This window comes from Nocardia terpenica (assembly GCF_013186535.1).
Lineage (GTDB): Bacteria > Actinomycetota > Actinomycetes > Mycobacteriales > Mycobacteriaceae > Nocardia > Nocardia terpenica.
Genome location: NZ_JABMCZ010000002.1, coordinates 1435947 through 1451035 on the forward strand (window position 1 = coordinate 1435947; position 15089 = coordinate 1451035).

A 15089-nucleotide genomic window follows, 5' to 3' on the forward strand; every position below is an offset into this window, starting at 1 on the left:
TCGACAGATAGCCGTGGGCTCGCGAGCCGGGCAGCTGTAGTCCTGTAATAGTTGCGTGACTACCCGCGACGACGAGGAGCCCCCGACCAATCACGGATACCACGCATATATGCGGCCCGCTCTTGCCAGTGCTCAACGACATCCGCGCACCGGCTATTTGTCACCACTACCAGGACGGATAGGTCAACTCCGGAAGTCCTCGCTCAACTCGCGACCGATCCTGGGACAAATCCAAGCGAGGCGTCCATATCGAGCCGAAACATCAATTGCGGCATAAACCGAAACCCCAGCAGAGCAGTCACGATCGGAAGCCGACGGGACACAGCCGGCGTGTCGACACAGCGATTGCCAACATCGCCATCGCCCGCGAACTCGCTGGCTGGTGCTGGTCGCAGGCCGTCACGAAGGGCTGCCCCCGACTCTCGGCCGAACCGAAACCGCGTACCACCGAAGGGATCGCGTGCGGACGGATCCGCATCAGTCGGCTCTCTCTGGCGATATCACGAATCGGCACTCCCGACCGAAGGCGCCGTGAGAACCCCCAACAGCGGTTGGGCAAGGTAGAGATTCGCCGTCGCGATCCAGTGCAGCGCACCGCAGAACCTTGGCGCATCGTAAACAGGCGAGCAGGCAGGATTGAGAAGCCGACCGGGTCAGTTGCGCTGGTCGGGCACGCGTAGGTTCGTGCCCTGGTTCAGGCGGCGGAGGTGATGGCGGTTCGGTGGGGTCCAGGAAAGAAGCGGTCAGTGCCGTTTGGTGGTCGCCGTAGTCGCGTCGGCGTTGGAGACTGTAGTGCTCGACCGGGATGGCACCGGTGAACACAACCAGGACCTCGTTTCGAACTCGTGGCTGGTGAACCCTTGTCGCGGATCATGATGATGGGCTTCGTGCTTGTCGGTGATGCTGGATTGGACTTCGAGCATCGCTGGACGTACCTCGCGTTCAGCATTTTTCGGGTCAGCCACAGCCCACGGGATCGACATACCGCAGCCGGTGTGCTTCGCGAGCGGATCCGAACAGCGACTGTATCGACCCGCGACGCACACCGACTCCGCATCAGGTGAGTACCGGCAGGCACCCGGCATCCACCGCGGCCCCGCCACCTCGTCATCGATCGTCACAGACCGTGCGGCGAGAAGGGCCTCGATAATTGTTGGTCACCCAACGTTCAAACGAGACCCTCCTCTTCATGTACGCCAAGGGACTTCGGATCCCGGACCGCTCTACTACCCGGCGGAGGTGAGTCGCGGGATCTTCACCTGCCCGGGACCGCCGAAAGCCTTCCGCGACGCAGCCACAGCCTTCTCCTCGGCCTCGGCTGCCTTGTTGGCAAGCGCCACATCCATAGGCTCATCCCGAGCTGCACGAGCGGCCTCGGCGGCGTCGACCGCGGCGTCGGCGGTGACCTTGGAGGAGGTGGCGGCCTTGGCGGCCAGTTGGGCGGCCTCGAAGGCGGCGTCGGTGGCGTCGTCGGCGGTGTGGGCGTCAGCGGCGGCGTCGGCCTTGGTGGTGGCGTCGGTCTTGGTGGCGTCGTCGGCGATGATGGCGCGGGCTTTGGCGCTGTAGGCACGCTGACACGCCTGGATGATGAACGGTTTCTCCTTCTTCGCCTCGGCCTTCGCACCCTTACAATGCGTCCCCCACGGCGGCTCCGCCGACGCGGAACCCGCAGAACCGATCCCAGCGCACAACATCACCGCGGCCACCGCCACGACCGAGCCGATCCCCCGCACACGAACACTCATTCCGACCTCCCACATCGATGACGAAACCGAGGACAACCGATCACACCGAAACAACAGGACCGGTCCGAGAGACCATTCGGAACCACACCCACCACGGATGGGACAACCCACCCACCACCACGAACACGGACCGTGAAACACACAGCACCGACAACACCATCCGTACCGCCCACCACGTTCCCACGACGGCCACCACCATCCGACACAACACACTCACCAGACCACCGACCACCACCAACGTGTCCGATCAGCGTCTGGATCCGGAAACTCCCAACTCCGCCGTGGGTGACCTCTCGATGCAGCGAGATCGTTGCTACGGTGAACTCCCAGAAGAACCCAAATGTCTGCGGCCACCGCCGCCCGCGACGCCACCGATCGTGCCTGCACCTCCGCAGCGCGGTCGACGCTTACGTCGACGAACACCCTCGCCGTCGCGGCCGAGCACCGATATGGTGCCGACCGGCTGGCCGCACTCGCCGACACGGCCGAACGATTGGTGCCGGGCCTGTGACTGGTGGGCAGGCGTGGCCGGTGCTGCGCGGCACCTCGCCACGATCGCAATGACCGGCCGCGACCCGATCACCGTGTGCCGACACCGCGCCGCGGTGGGCGCAGCCCCTGCTCGAGGGCCGGGACCTTGTGGAACGCGCCGGTATCGGTTTACCCGTGGTAGCCGAGGATGGCGATGTTGTCGCCTTGGGTGGAGTCCTGGGTTGAACCGGCGACGATGATTCGTCCATTGGATTAGATCGCGGCGGCGTTGGCGTGATCGGCTTTACTGCCCAAGTCGGTGCTGGTTTTCCCGTCGTTGCCGAAACTGGTGTCGGGTTTTCCGTCGGTGGTGTATCGGGCGAGGGCGATATCGTCTCCGGTGTCGGCGCCATGCAAGCAACACGGCGGGCCTACCTAAACCCCTACCCGCCAGGAATCGTGCCGTTGTCAACGGCATCAGAATTGTGGATCAGGCACAATTTACAGTGATAGCACCAGCGCTGTCGTAACGCTCACTCGACGAGCATGTCGTTACCTCCAGGCTAACGCTCATCAGCAGCACCACAGCTATCAACTCGATTCTCGCGAATCTCACTACACCCTCCCCAAACGAATGGTCCACCGGAAGATCTGCAACCTCCCCAAGCCCGCTCGCCGAGCCATGCTGCGGCTGCCCCGCTCCCGCACCGACGACCGGGCGGGCGCTCACCGCGCTGACCCGACTGAACACCACCTGACCAACACCAAAACAGTCCCGACGACCATCAGGAAGGACCACTCCGGGCCCGTGGAACCCGGCAGCCCACCCGCTGCACGGGCCAGCCCGTCATGCCGTTCCGCCACCGACACGGCCGCAGACGGGCCACCCAACCAGATCGAGCCAGCACGCCAGACACACGAAAAATCGAGGTTAGTATCTCGGAACACGAGGCCTCCGGGTATTCAGGGTCCGCTCGGTCGCCTACCCGAATACCGGAGACCTCAAAGCTATTTCTTGGGCCCGCCGTAATTGCCTTCGTCATCGTAGTCGGTGATTTTCTTGTATGCGAGGAACTTCGTGTCGACGAGCTTCGCCTGCCCCGCTGAGTCCCCGCAATTGAGCGTCTTCCCCAGCTCGCCGTCCTTGTCGATGCGGCGATCGATGTTGACGCGGCACGTGAGCTTGAGATCGCCTTTCAGGTGGTCGGTCTGGGCCTCTAGTTCATTTGCATACCTGGTCGTATTTTCACATATCTCTTTTCGAGTCTCGGGGTTGAGATTCGCTACTTTGTAGAGCGTCTTCCGTGCCGATTTTCCTGGAGAGCCGTTGCCTTTCATCTCGTAGGGTGCACTGTCTTCGATCTTCATCCAGTCGTGATACCAGTCGTCGGTGTGGGGCTCGAGTCCGTTCTTCCCATTCCCCTCTTTGCAGAGAAGATTTTCGAAAACCGATTGTGCTGCGGCCTGTTGTCTTTCCGCCTCGGTCTCAGCCCGCACGACGCCGCTCCCGATCAGGGCGGGGGCGCTCAACGCCGCTGCGGCCGCGATGATCAGAAGCCTGGAAAAACCACGGATACCGCGCAAAAGTATGACCATTCCTTTCCCGAGGGTGTCGACGGTCGCCGATACCGGCCACCGTCCCTGTCGTTTCGCGGCCCGATGTCCAGCGACATCCTCGCACCGCTCCTGGGCATTCGTTACCGACGACAGGACGGATCGGTATGGACGGGTTCGGACCGCAGAACCTGCAACCTCGTAGTGGCCACGGCTGGTTCGCCGCTCGCCAGTCGCGTCGCCTGCGGACGACCTATCGTCGCATCCAAGGTGTCCGGCATATGTTCGGTGCGCTGGATCTGCGGGCCAGGCAGTTGTACTACCGGACCCGCGACCGGAAACCCGTCCGCTTGAGCTCGACCATTTCACGGCTCGACCGCGGAGGGTGCGAGAGGGGCGTTGTCGACGATGCCGCTCGGGCTGCTCAGGAAGTGAATCGGTCGGGTAGCACGAGATCGTTCCTGGCTACCGACCATTCGAAATTGTTGACCCTGTGGAGATGCGGTCGCGCCGGTATCGGTTTACCCGTGGTAGCGGAGGATGGCGATGTTGTCGCCTTGGGTGGGATCTTGGGTTGAACCGGCGACGATGATTCGTCCATCGGATTGGATCGCGGCGGCGTTGGCGTGATCGGCTTTGCTGCCCAGATCGGTGCTGACTTTCCCGTCGTTGCCGAAACTGATGTCGGGTTTTCCGTCGGTGGTGTATCGGGCGAGGGCGATGTCGTCTCCGGTGTCGGTGCCATGGCTCGTGCCGACGACGACGATTTTTCCATCCGGCTGGATCACGACAGCGTTGGCGATATCGGATTCACCACCGAAGTCGGTGCTGACCTTTCCGCCGTCGCCGAAGCTCGGATCGAGTTTGCCATCGGTGGTGTAACGGGCAACAGCGAAATTGTCACCCCGCGCGGGATCCTGGGTCGAACCGGCGACGATGATCCGTCCATCGGATTGGATCGCGGCGGCGTTGGCGTGATCGGCTTTACTGCCCAGATCCGTCCTGACTTTCCCGCCGTTGCCGAAACTCGCATCGAGTTTGCCGTCAACGGCGTATCGGGCCAATGCGATATCGTCGCCACTGGCGGTGCCGTGACTAGTGCCGACCGCGACGATTTTTCCATCCGGCTGGATCACGACAGCGTTGGCGATATCGGATTCACTGCCGAAGTCGGTGCTGACTTTTCCGCCGTCACCGAAGCTCGGATCGAGTTGGCCATCGGTGATGTAACGGACGACCGCGAAGTTGTCGCCCTGGGCGGGGTCCTGGGTCGATCCGGCGACGATGATTCGGCCGTCGGTTTGGATTGTCACGGTGTTGGCGCGGTCGGCCGATGAGCCGAGGTCTGTTGTCACCTTGCCGCCGGATCCGAAGCCCGCGTCGAGGCTTCCTGCCGCGGCGGAGTCATGCGAGCCGGAGCACGCGCAGGCCGCGGCACCGATGGCGGCGACGAGAACCGCGCGTTGCAGAAGTGTCGCCGCTCGATACGGTGTTTTGCTCGACATGCTGCTACCTCGTTTCGAACTCGAAGGGCGAGAACAGGATTCGATGGTGAGGGGTCAGTGGCTGGTTTGCCCCATGACGATGATGTAGGTGGTGATGAATGGTTCGGGGCTGATGCTGAGGTCGCCGCGGAAGGGGTAGTCCATGGCGGCGATCAGGTAGATCATTGTGGCGAGGAAGAAGGCGAACAGTCCGGCCAGGACCAGGTGCGCGGTGCGGTGTTCGAGGGTGAACAGGCACATCAGTGCGATGTTGACCGCGGCGCCGATGACGATGACCGTCCACATCAAGTTGGGGATGCCGCCGCTGGAGTCGGCGAGCCGGTGTAGGCGGACCTGAATGAAGTGGGCGAACTGCTCGATGGCGGCGGCGTGCACGATCTTGTCGGATTCGGTTTGTGGGTGGAAGGCGAGCAGGTGTTGCTGGAATCTGGTGACCAGCGCGGTTCCGATCGTCGATTCCTCGCCTTTCCGCAGGGCGGGCCAGGCTACGTTGATCGCGTTGTCGGTGTAGTCGACCAGATCTTTCTGCAGGACCCCGCGTTCGGGTTCGGGATAGGCCGACACTTCCCGGTACAGGACGCCCAGCGTGGCGGCCTCGTCGGCGACGATGGTGTTCGCGGAGTCGAATGACTGATAGGTCGCTGCCGCGGTGAGCCCGAGTAGCAGGCCGTAGAAGACGCCGCCGACGGTCAGCACCATCGTGACCATTTCGTTCATGCCCGGTTGTCTGGCGAATATCTTGCGCACTCCGGGTCTGGCGATGATGACGCCGGAGCAGGTTATCGCCACGAAGACTCCGGTGATGACGAGGAACGACAGCCAGGACGGCATCTCGTATACCCAGGTGAACATATCGACTCCCGGTATCGGGGAACGGGTCGCGGCGAGGGTGGAACGGATCCGGCGATGAATCGACATCGACGGGGCACGGGTCAGCGCGGACCGACCGGGCCTGGTCCGGGTTCGGCTCCGAGCCGAACGCGCTCAACGCCTGACTCTGTCGGCCGAGATCAACAGGTATTGGAAGCTGCCCTCCCGGTATGCGGTGAGGAACGCCTTCTCCACCCCGGTGGCCAGTTCGGATTTCGTGCGCAGCTCCCAGTACGGGATAGTGGCCGCGGTGAGGTCGACGACGTCGATCGGCACGAGGTTGTTCTCGGCCAGTGCGCGGAAGTACTCGCTGCGCGGGTGGATCATGCACCCGTAGTGGGCGTCGATCCCGCTGACCGATGAGGAGCGACCGCCGTTGACATCGTTGGAGCAGCCGGTGATGCACACGTAGCGCCCGCCGGGTTGCAGTAGCCGGGAGAATTCGCGGAACAGGTCGAACAGGTCGACGTACATGGTGGTTTCGTTGGTCCAGATGCCGCGCATACAGCCGGTGTCGAATCCGGTGTCGAGCATGTTCCGGAAATGGAAGGCCACCTGGTCGGTCACCTTGCGCTGCTCGGCCTGCTCATTGGCGAAGCCGACCTGGTATTCGGAGATGGTCACCCCGTCGACGCGGCAGCCGAAACGCTGATTGGCCATGAAACTCGTTCCGCCCCGGCCGGATCCGCCATCCATCAGCCGATCGCCGGGACCCACCTTGCCGAGGTGGTCGAGCAGCAGAGCGGCCTGGGCGGTTTCCAGGCGGTGCAACTCCTCGATGATGCGCTGCTGGCGGACCGCTTGCGGGGCTTCGAGCACCGACAGGTCCGGCTCGCCGATTCCGTAATGGTGATGGTAGAGGCCGTCGACCTCGCCGAGTTCGGTGTTCACGCGGTCGTCGTTGGGGTTGTTGTTCCAGTACGCCGCAACGGATCTCTGGTAGCTGGTGCGTAGCACCGGGCCGGTTCCGGTTTCTTCCGTGGACATGCCGGGTCATCCTCTCTCGTCACGGGTATCGGGGAAGGTCGTGCGTGAATCGATCGGCAGGCCACGTCCGGCTCAGGGAGGCGGTCGTGTCGGGGTTCGGGCGCCGCGTTACCGGTAGCGTTTGCTTTCCGCGTGCCAGGCGCGGTTGCCGCCCAGCCACGCCCACAGTCCGCCAAGGAAACGGCGCAGCTCGGGAGTGCCGGTGGCGGCTAGGACGGTTGCCTCTCGTTCGAAACGGTGCACGAGTTCGTCGTGCACTTCTGCGGTCCGCTGCACGGCGTCGTGTCGCGAACAACCCTCCTCCGCGGCGAGTACCGTCGGCAGGTTGAATTCCCTTCCACCGGAAAGGTCTTCGCGTGCCATCGAGTACAGGTCGTTCACCATCTGGGAGGCCAGCGCCGCGGTGGTGACCAGCCGGCGCACCCTCGGGTCGGCGTATTCCGCGGCGGGCAGCTCATAGCCGCCGACCGCGTCGAGCGGCGCCATACACGGCAGGAAGCTGTGCGGCTGCCGGTTGGTGAGGTACTCCCACACCGGCGGCATCCGCCCGGCCGCCCGCCATCCGGCCTCGGCCGCCAGCGCGATGAACCAGCCCGCGATCTCCGTGCGCAGCCGGGCGACCTGTGTCGGGGTGCCGTACCGCGCGAAGTGTTCGAAGGAGGTGCGGAAGGCCCGCAGGATCGGATCGGCCTGCAGCGCCTCCTCCAACTGCGGCGCGTATCGGGCCGGAAGATGCACCGGATCCATTGCCGCGGCGGCCATTTCCAGTTTCGGCCCGAGTTCGGCCCACGCCTGCGACGGTGATCCGTCCGGTGCGGTGTCCGGCGCGTCCTCCTCGCAGTAGTAATCGTCGACCGACCATTCGGTCACCGCGCATTTCGCCACCGCGAGCAGCCGGTCCGGATCGTCGCTGTCTGGATGGGCCAGCATGATCAACCGGCCGAAATCGGCATCCCGTAACTCATCCAATCTGCCTTCGTAGAGCCCGATTTCGGCGGCCCAGGCAATGAGTCCATCGTTGACCAACTCGGCCAGTTCCGGATTGTCGCGGACCGGCGGCGGACAGTACAGCGGCGGTATGACCGAGGACCGCACCGTCGATTCGGTGGTACCCGCCGGGGTAGAGCGGGGCCGCAGCAGCGCCGATGCGGCCCCCAATCCAGTTGGCGCGGTGGGTATCCGGTGTACCGAGGCGGGGCGGATCTCGTCCACCGACTCGGCCGGATGGGGCACAGCGGGTGGATTCAGCGTTCCCGCAACGGGTTCCGCCGGGCCGAGCGGTTCGACCGACGGTGGCTCCGCGGTGACCCGGTGGAAATAGCCAGCGGCCGAACCCAATCCCGTCGGTCCGAGCGGAATCACGGCTCTGCCGGGAACTGCCGCGGGAATGTCCTCCTGCGCCGGTGCGTCGGCGGGCAGAACCTCGGCCGGGGTGAGATCCAGCTCCGGCAATGGCAGTCGCAGCGCTGCGGCGCCGAGTCCCCGCGGACCGAGCAGGTGTCGGGGCACCGGTGAATCTCCTTGCGCTACTTCACCTTCCGCGGACTGCGCCGCCAGTAGATCCGCAGGGGCGGTTGTCGATAAATCAGCGAGCAAGGCGGCGACGGCGGTGGCCACGTCGGACGTGGCCATCGGCGCCGCGGCGCGGGAGAGCACCGACATCGCTCATCACCCCGGTCAGTCGGCCTGCCGGGCAACCAGGACATTGTCGAGAATTCCGAGTGCGTCGGGCACCAGAACGGCCGCCGAGTAGTAGCAGCTCACGAGGTAGGAAATGATCGACTGGTCGTCGATGCCCTTGAACCGCACATTCAGGCTTGGTTCGTATTCGTCCGGAATTCCGGTCTAGTGCAGGCCGATCACACCCTGGTCCTTCTCGCCGGTACGCATCGCCAGGATCGAGGTGGTCTGGGTATCGCTGACCGGGATCTTGCTGCACGGGAAGATCGGCACACCGCGCCACGCGAAACAGCGGTGCCCGTCGACCTCGACCGGATCCGGGTACAGTCCGCGCTTGCTGCACTCCCGGCCGAAGGCGGCGATCGCCTTGGGGTGGGCCAGGAACAGTTTCGTGCTGCGCCGCATGCTCAGCAGGTCGTCCATATCGTCCGGGGTCGGCGCGCCGGATTCGGAGTAGATGCGCTGCTTGAGATCGCAGTTGTGCAACAGACCGAAGTCCGGATTGTTGACCAGATCGTGTTCGCGGCGTTCGTAGAGCGCCTCGATGGTCAGCCGCAACTGCTGCTCCACCTGGTTCATCGGATCGTTGAACAGATCGGCGACGCGGGTATGCACCCGCAACACACTCTGCGCCAAGCTCAACTCATACTCACGCGGCGACGCATCGAGATCGACGAACGTACCTTCCAACAACGGCTCGCCCGCATGACCCGACTGGATCTGAATGTCGGCCTCACCCTTGGTGTTCTGCGGCCGCGCCGGTTCGGCGGCGACGCGGGACAGCTGCTCCCCCAGCGCGGGCGCCTGCTCAAGCATCTGCAGCAGCGATTCCCGCCGTAACACCAGCATGGTGGTCCTGGTCATGGTTCTGACGGTGACCGGCCAGATGGCATCGGCGTCGGTGAGCGTCGCGTCGCCGAAGAAATCACCGTCGCCCAGTAGACCGAGCCGGGTCTGCTCACCGTATTCACCGGTACCGAGCTTGGCGAGCTTGCCGTGCACGATCAGCATGACCTGATCCATCGGGTTGCCGAACTCGGCCACCACCACACCCGGATCGAGATCGCGTTGTTCGAACCGGTGCGCCAGCGCGGCCAGCACCTCCTCGTCGTCGAAGTCCCGCAACTGCGGAAGCTCGGTCAACTCCAGGGGAATTACCCTGGCCTGCGAGCCGTCGACGACGAATTCCACCTCTCCGTTGCCCACCGTATGGGTCAGACGCCGGTTGACCCGGTACACACCACCGCCGACCTGCGTCCACGGCAGCATGCGGGTCAACCATCGCGAGGTGATGCCCTGCATCTGCGGTTCGGACTTGGTGGTGTGCGCCAACTGATGCGCCGCACCGGTACTCAAACTCTTACGCTGCTGGTTGTCCGTCTGGACCGGCATCTCGATAGTCATGCGTCGTCCCCTCACTCCAGTTGAACTTCGACAGCTGTCACAACACACCGGACTGATCGCGCACTCGACACAACAGATCAGGGGAAATAAGAACACCCGGAAGGATCGGCTCACCAATGCAAGCAAACCGACCACACAGACAACAACGTTAGAGCCGAAAAGTCCTGTGCGCAGCCAAAATTCGGAACGAAACCTGGATGGTTACGACACTCAATCGTTCCGCCAACAAACCTGTCATGCTACGGCCACGGACAGGAGAATCGAATCACGCCACCACACCGCCGCACACCAGCCGGACGACTCCACACTCTGCGCGAACCGGGTCTGTCCAGATAACGGCTCTGTCCCAGTACCTTTCACGATGTCGTGGTGTGCGAGGTGAATGTGGCTGCCGCCGTGGTGTTTTCGGGTTGTTGACGCAGCCGGGCCGCGCTCGTCGCACGCACTGCTCGCCACAGCAGGTGTGATCGGGGCAGGTTGGGCGCTGGCGCAATCCTGTGAGGTTCTGCAGTGCCCTCCAAGGGTGTCCACACTTGTATGCGCTCGAGGTGCACGGGACCGGGCAATCGACACCGGATGCTGATCCGATCACCGATTTCGGTCTGCTCGCAGTCATTTTCGGGTCGCATCACCTCCGGACGCGGGTTCATCGCCGCGCCTATATGCCTTATGAGGCCGGGTTCGGTAGCTGCTGGCCGATCCCACACGCAGCCCAGGCGGGACCGAACCGAAAGTAGTTGTCAGAAATGGGGTGCAGCGGGGCGTGTGAAGAACTCCACATTAACTATCTGACCGGTTGTATAGATTGCCACGGTGGATGCATCCGGGCGTGCTCGTAGTGATCCCCCCGGGCCTGCCCGGGGTCCCTGCTGTATCTCGGAAGGAAATTTCATGAGTTTCAGCGGCTCCGCGACCGCGTGCGCGGGTGTATTGGTTGCGACCATGGTCGCCGCTGTGTGGGCGGGCGGGTCCGCCGACGCCGACATCACCGCCGACAAGCGCCGTGATATCGGCACCGATGACGGGTGGACCCTATCGGTCACCAAAACCCAAGAGAGCCTTGACCGTTGGCCCGCACTGGACGCGACGCCGACCAGTCGCGAAGGGTTCGCCAGCCTCGAAGCGACCGCCGACATCACCGGCAACGGCACCAAACCGGTGAACTCGGCAACGGTCACCCTCGGCTACCAGGTCGGCTGTCAGATCGACGTCAGCACCGGTCTCACGTTGGGTATGGGGCTGTCGTTCGGGCCCAACGTCTCGGTCAACATCAGCTACCCGCCCTCGGTGAGCGTCGGCGCGCAGGCCTCGGTGACCCCGAACATCCAGACCACGGTGAAACCGGGCACCATCGCCACGATCCCGTTCGGGTCCAAACCCCTTGCCGCATCGCATGCTTCGATCACCGCCGACCAGGTCGAGGTCAAAGTCGACGCGTGTCTAGGCCCGGTCACCCTCCGCAGTTTCGCCACCGCCGCCATGTCGACGGCGACGGCGGACAACTCCGTCACCGTCTACGGCGACCCCATCACCCTCTGAATCGTTACCGCTCTTTGCCTTTCAGGAGGGGCACACACGGAAGGGCATGTGTCATGACCAGCACCAACCCCGGCGTCGACGCCACCGGCAAGCAACCACGCCATGGAGCCGACAACACCACACCGAGAACGGCTTCGCAGGCCGATGCCGATATCGCCGCACTGGCAATTCCGGCGATCGTGCTCGGCGTGGCGATGCTGATCGCGGCGTTCGCGGGCATGGACCGGATTCCGGGGTGGGCCGACGAGATCGGTGCTGTCCTGGTCTATCTCGCGTTCTTCCTGTACATGTCCGTCGCTGGTCGGCTGACCTGGTGGGGCAGCGATACCCTGATCGCCCAGATCCGCAGGAAGCGTGGCAGGTGATGCGCCGAGGCGAGCCGATCGTGCGTGCCGCCGCGGCGGTGCTCGCGCTTGCTGCGGCCGGGCTCGGATTCGGCTTCGCGGTGGTTGCGGCCGCACCAGTGTCCTCGGCACAGGGGTATATGTCCGACGACCGGATCCAGCCGTTGTCCTCGGCAAAGCGGTAGACACACCGGATGGCGCTGACGAAGTTCTCCACAGCGCCGCCCCCGCCACGGGTGACTCGCGTGGTGCGAGCGGTGGCCTGGACCGTCTGCGCGACTTCCTCCAGGTCGGTTTTCGACACGTCGTCCATCCGCTGTTCGCTCCACAGATCCAGCAGCCGGTTGAAGTGGGTGTTATATGTGCGCAGTGTTCCCGGGGACAGGATCTTCCGGACCTTGGGGATAACCTCGCCGAACGTTGGCGCAGTCGGGCCAGCACAGACGAGATCGGCCGGAGAGATTCCCATTTGCGACAGCAAAAGCCTTGCGGCGGCGACAGTTTCGGCAGACGCACCGGCCGATCGGTTGAGTGATGTCATCGTTACCACCGGTCCAGCAGGCGCACGCTCTCGGCGAACAACTCATCCATCGCCGCAGGTGGATGGACGACGAGGCGACTACGGGAGACTCGGCCGATCAACAGCACCCGGTCACCGATGAACAGGTTGACGCGCCGTCGCAGTTTGTAGTGCACCCGGAAGAACTCGTCGGGTGTCACGATTGCCGCACCGTCACGGGCCGGAGCCACCAGCAGGACACCGTGTTCCGGACAGCGGATATTCAGCCGTTTGCCCGGCCGCCAGCCCAACTTGCGGAACACCTGCCGGTCGAGGATGCGCCCGGCCTCCCCGACCGTCGACATGCCGTATACGAGATCATCGCTGGTACCGCGCACCGGTACCGGATAGGCGATCGGGCCGTGGATGAGCTCCTGCAAGGGTGCCTGCGGCGGCACGATAGGAGTGATCACAGCGACCACCCCTGAGAACGCAAAACGCCGACCGTCCCGGCTGGGATGATCGGCGGATTTGTCATCAAATGACGTGCGACAACATACATTTCGCTTGCCACCTCCGAGTGTTCAAGCGCACTTGAACACTACTTCGTCGGATGTGGCACGTATGCCGTCGTTCTGGTGGGCGAAGGGGGACTTGAACCCCCACGTCCCGAAGGACACTGGCACCTGAAGCCAGCGCGTCTGCCATTCCGCCACTCGCCCGAGCGACTCGAAGACCGTATCATGCGGCCGATGCAGTCACGAAATCGCCTGTTCACAGGGGTTTCCATCATCGTGTCGAGGCTCGGGAACCCGTGCGGCCTGCCAAGAGTTACAGGTGTGGACGATCGTGGATATCATGCAAAGACCGTGTCCGTCCGACGACACGCCCATTCGGCGTGTCGCGGAATGGTGACAGTAGACCGACAATGCCGACGTACGCGCGCCGAAGGGAGGCCGAGGTGGGGATCGTGTCGCGCTTCGAGCGCCGCCTACAGGGCGCCGTCGGTGATGCCTTCGCCCGGGTGTTCGGCGGTAGCGTCGTGCCCCAGGAGGTGGAAGCGGCACTGCAGCGCGAGGCCGCCGGCCAGGTCGGCGAGCTCGAGGGCGGACATCTGTTGGCCCCCAACAGTTACACCATCACCATCAACCCGTCGGACCTGCAACAACTCGACGCCGACCACGAGCTCACCACCCGCGCGTTCGCCCGGCACCTCCAGGACTACATCCACGCACAGGGGTGGCAGACCTACGGCGAAGTGCATGTCGAGTTCGAGGCATCACCTACGCTGCACACCGGGCAGTTCAGGACGAGTGGTCGAGTGGACCCCGACGTGGGCCGCCGGAACCCGCCGGCGCCTCCCCGCCCGAACGACCGACCTGGACCTCCCCCACACCGAACCGCACACCCGCAACCAGGAGCTGGCCCCATGACGCAGAACTCAGGCTACGACCCCAGCCGAGAGCCCGCGGAGTCCGATCCACGCAACCGCGGGTACGCACCTCCGCCCGGAGGCCGCCCCGGCCAGCAGAACTACCGAGACGACTACGGACGCGGCGGGCAGTATCCCGGTGCCGCCGAATACGCCGCCCCGGAGTCGCAGCAGGCGTACGGCGATTATCAGAACGGCTACGACTACCAGCAGCAGGGCCACGGGTACGGGCAGGCGCCCGGCTACGGCCAGCAGGGCGGGTACGAGCAGGGTTACGCCGAACAGGGTTACGGCCAGCAGGGCTACGAGCATCAGGGCTACGGCCAGCAGCAGGGCTACGCCGACCAGGGTTACGGCCACCAGGGCTACGCCGAGCAGGGTTACGCCGACCAGGGCTACGGGCAGCAGCAGAGCTACGGCCAGGCGCCCGCCTACGACCAGGGCTACGGCCAGCAGCCCGGGTACGGCCAGCAGGGCTACGACCAGGGCTACGGCGAGCAGGGCGGCTACGGCGCCGAGGATCCCGGCTACGGCCAGGGGTACGGGCAGCAGCAGGGCTACGCCCAGCAGGGCGGGTACGCCGCCGCGCCGCAGGCCCCGCACAGCGGTTCGGGCTATTCCGCGACCCTGCAACTCGACGACGGCAGCGGTCGCACCTATCAGCTTCGCGAGGGCAGCAACATCATCGGCCGCGGCCAGGACGCGCACTTCCGCCTACCCGACACGGGTGTGTCCCGCCGCCATATCGAGGTGCGGTGGGACGGGCAGGTCGCGATGCTGTCGGACCTCGGGTCGACCAACGGCACGCTGGTCAACGGCTCTCCGGTGCAGGATTGGCAGCTCGCCGACGGTGATGTGATCCGCGCCGGACATTCCGAGATCCTGATCCGGATCGTCTGATCCCGTAAGCTCGCCGGTGCAGGTCACGATGCGGCCTCGAATTCGTCGGCCGTATCGTGCTCGCAACCGGTCCTCGGCCCTATGATGCTGCCAATACTCGCTCGGCAGCCGGGTCGTGCTGACCAGCACGCCGGTTGGGGGTCGAACCGCACCTACGGC

At 64.4% G+C, this 15089-nt stretch carries 13 protein-coding genes, 1 tRNA gene and 1 pseudogene; 5 read left to right on the forward strand and 10 right to left on the reverse strand.

Translation table 11 applies throughout. The features are described 5' to 3' along the window. Positions 1 to 1226 precede the first annotated feature (1226 nt). Positions 1227 to 1745: a hypothetical protein gene (locus HPY32_RS18310; protein WP_156673985.1), complete on the reverse strand. Its 519-nt coding sequence runs from the start codon at positions 1743 to 1745 to the stop codon at positions 1227 to 1229. A 340-nt stretch (positions 1746 to 2085) separates the two neighbouring features. Here HPY32_RS18310 and HPY32_RS18315 point away from each other — a divergent pair, with 340 nt between their 5' ends. Beyond that, on the forward strand, positions 2086 to 2256 hold the full coding sequence (locus tag HPY32_RS18315; RefSeq protein WP_156673984.1) for a hypothetical protein: 171 nt from the start codon (positions 2086 to 2088) through the stop codon (positions 2254 to 2256). A gap of 233 nt (positions 2257 to 2489) precedes the next feature. On the opposite strand, the gene HPY32_RS43895 is transcribed toward HPY32_RS18315, so the two are convergent. The 7 genes and pseudogenes from HPY32_RS43895 to HPY32_RS18345 all read right to left on the reverse strand — a co-directional run bounded on the left by HPY32_RS43895 (position 2490) and on the right by HPY32_RS18345 (position 10216). Beyond that, positions 2490 to 2633: an NHL repeat-containing protein gene (locus HPY32_RS43895; protein WP_156673983.1), complete on the reverse strand. Its 144-nt coding sequence runs from the start codon at positions 2631 to 2633 to the stop codon at positions 2490 to 2492. Between the two features lie 591 nt (positions 2634 to 3224). Then, a complete protein-coding gene (locus HPY32_RS18320; protein ID WP_067579572.1) occupies positions 3225 to 3812 on the reverse strand; it encodes a hypothetical protein in 588 nt (195 codons plus the stop codon). Positions 3813 to 4291: 479 nt separating this feature from the next. After that, on the reverse strand, positions 4292 to 5275 hold the full coding sequence (locus HPY32_RS18325; protein ID WP_067579570.1) for a delta-60 repeat domain-containing protein: 984 nt from the start codon (positions 5273 to 5275) through the stop codon (positions 4292 to 4294). A 54-nt stretch (positions 5276 to 5329) separates the two neighbouring features. After that, positions 5330 to 6127: a bestrophin-like domain gene (locus HPY32_RS18330; RefSeq protein ID WP_067584796.1), complete on the reverse strand. Its 798-nt coding sequence runs from the start codon at positions 6125 to 6127 to the stop codon at positions 5330 to 5332. Positions 6128 to 6259: 132 nt separating this feature from the next. After that, the gene (locus HPY32_RS18335) at positions 6260 to 7132 is read right to left on the reverse strand and encodes a geranyl diphosphate 2-C-methyltransferase (protein ID WP_067579568.1); all 873 of its coding nucleotides are present in this window, start codon (positions 7130 to 7132) and stop codon (positions 6260 to 6262) included. 108 nt (positions 7133 to 7240) lie between these two features. Further along, complete coding sequence (locus HPY32_RS18340; protein WP_231951364.1) at positions 7241 to 8641, reverse strand: family 2 encapsulin nanocompartment cargo protein terpene cyclase; 1401 nt, start codon at positions 8639 to 8641, stop codon at positions 7241 to 7243. 168 nt (positions 8642 to 8809) lie between these two features. Further along, a pseudogene (locus tag HPY32_RS18345) lies at positions 8810 to 10216 on the reverse strand (family 2B encapsulin nanocompartment shell protein). Between the two features lie 891 nt (positions 10217 to 11107). Between HPY32_RS18345 and HPY32_RS18350 the strand changes: the two are divergent. The 3 genes from HPY32_RS18350 to HPY32_RS18360 are packed head-to-tail and all read left to right on the forward strand — an operon-like array spanning position 11108 to position 12284. Then, positions 11108 to 11755, forward strand: a complete 648-nt coding sequence (locus HPY32_RS18350) for an MspA family porin (RefSeq protein ID WP_231951363.1) — start codon at positions 11108 to 11110, stop codon at positions 11753 to 11755. A 53-nt stretch (positions 11756 to 11808) separates the two neighbouring features. Next, positions 11809 to 12120 (forward strand): hypothetical protein, encoded by a 312-nt coding sequence (locus HPY32_RS18355; protein ID WP_067579566.1) that lies wholly within the window; start codon positions 11809 to 11811, stop codon positions 12118 to 12120. Further along, positions 12120 to 12284, forward strand: a complete 165-nt coding sequence (locus HPY32_RS18360; RefSeq protein ID WP_156673982.1) for a hypothetical protein — start codon at positions 12120 to 12122, stop codon at positions 12282 to 12284. The genes HPY32_RS18355 and HPY32_RS18360 overlap by 1 nt, the downstream gene beginning before the upstream one ends. Before the next feature lie 358 nt (positions 12285 to 12642). On the opposite strand, the gene HPY32_RS18365 is transcribed toward HPY32_RS18360, so the two are convergent. Together HPY32_RS18365 and HPY32_RS18370 are read right to left on the reverse strand one after the other, a co-directional pair. Beyond that, positions 12643 to 13071 (reverse strand): AbrB/MazE/SpoVT family DNA-binding domain-containing protein, encoded by a 429-nt coding sequence (locus HPY32_RS18365; RefSeq protein ID WP_156673981.1) that lies wholly within the window; start codon positions 13069 to 13071, stop codon positions 12643 to 12645. A 163-nt stretch (positions 13072 to 13234) separates the two neighbouring features. Next, a tRNA-Leu gene (locus HPY32_RS18370) sits at positions 13235 to 13320 on the reverse strand. 239 nt (positions 13321 to 13559) lie between these two features. On the opposite strand from HPY32_RS18370, the gene HPY32_RS18375 reads away from it, so the two are divergent. Next, entirely contained in the window at positions 13560 to 14930 is a 1371-nt protein-coding gene (locus HPY32_RS18375) for an FHA domain-containing protein (RefSeq protein ID WP_067584784.1), read from the forward strand. Positions 14931 to 15089: the final 159 nt, after the last annotated feature.

Bases quoted from the DNA above. Each gene is read 5' to 3' on its own strand.
- HPY32_RS18310 (WP_156673985.1), bottom strand. From the start codon at position 1,745: ATGAGTGTTCGTGTGCGGGGGATCGGCTCGGTCGTGGCGGTGGCCGCG.
- HPY32_RS18315 (WP_156673984.1), top strand. From the start codon at position 2,086: ATGTCTGCGGCCACCGCCGCCCGCGACGCCACCGATCGTGCCTGCACC.
- HPY32_RS18320 (WP_067579572.1), bottom strand. From the start codon at position 3,812: ATGGTCATACTTTTGCGCGGTATCCGTGGTTTTTCCAGGCTTCTGATC.
- HPY32_RS18325 (WP_067579570.1), bottom strand. From the start codon at position 5,275: ATGTCGAGCAAAACACCGTATCGAGCGGCGACACTTCTGCAACGCGCG.
- HPY32_RS18330 (WP_067584796.1), bottom strand. From the start codon at position 6,127: ATGTTCACCTGGGTATACGAGATGCCGTCCTGGCTGTCGTTCCTCGTC.
- HPY32_RS18335 (WP_067579568.1), bottom strand. From the start codon at position 7,132: ATGTCCACGGAAGAAACCGGAACCGGCCCGGTGCTACGCACCAGCTAC.
- HPY32_RS18350 (WP_231951363.1), top strand. From the start codon at position 11,108: ATGAGTTTCAGCGGCTCCGCGACCGCGTGCGCGGGTGTATTGGTTGCG.
- HPY32_RS18355 (WP_067579566.1), top strand. From the start codon at position 11,809: ATGACCAGCACCAACCCCGGCGTCGACGCCACCGGCAAGCAACCACGC.
- HPY32_RS18360 (WP_156673982.1), top strand. From the start codon at position 12,120: ATGCGCCGAGGCGAGCCGATCGTGCGTGCCGCCGCGGCGGTGCTCGCG.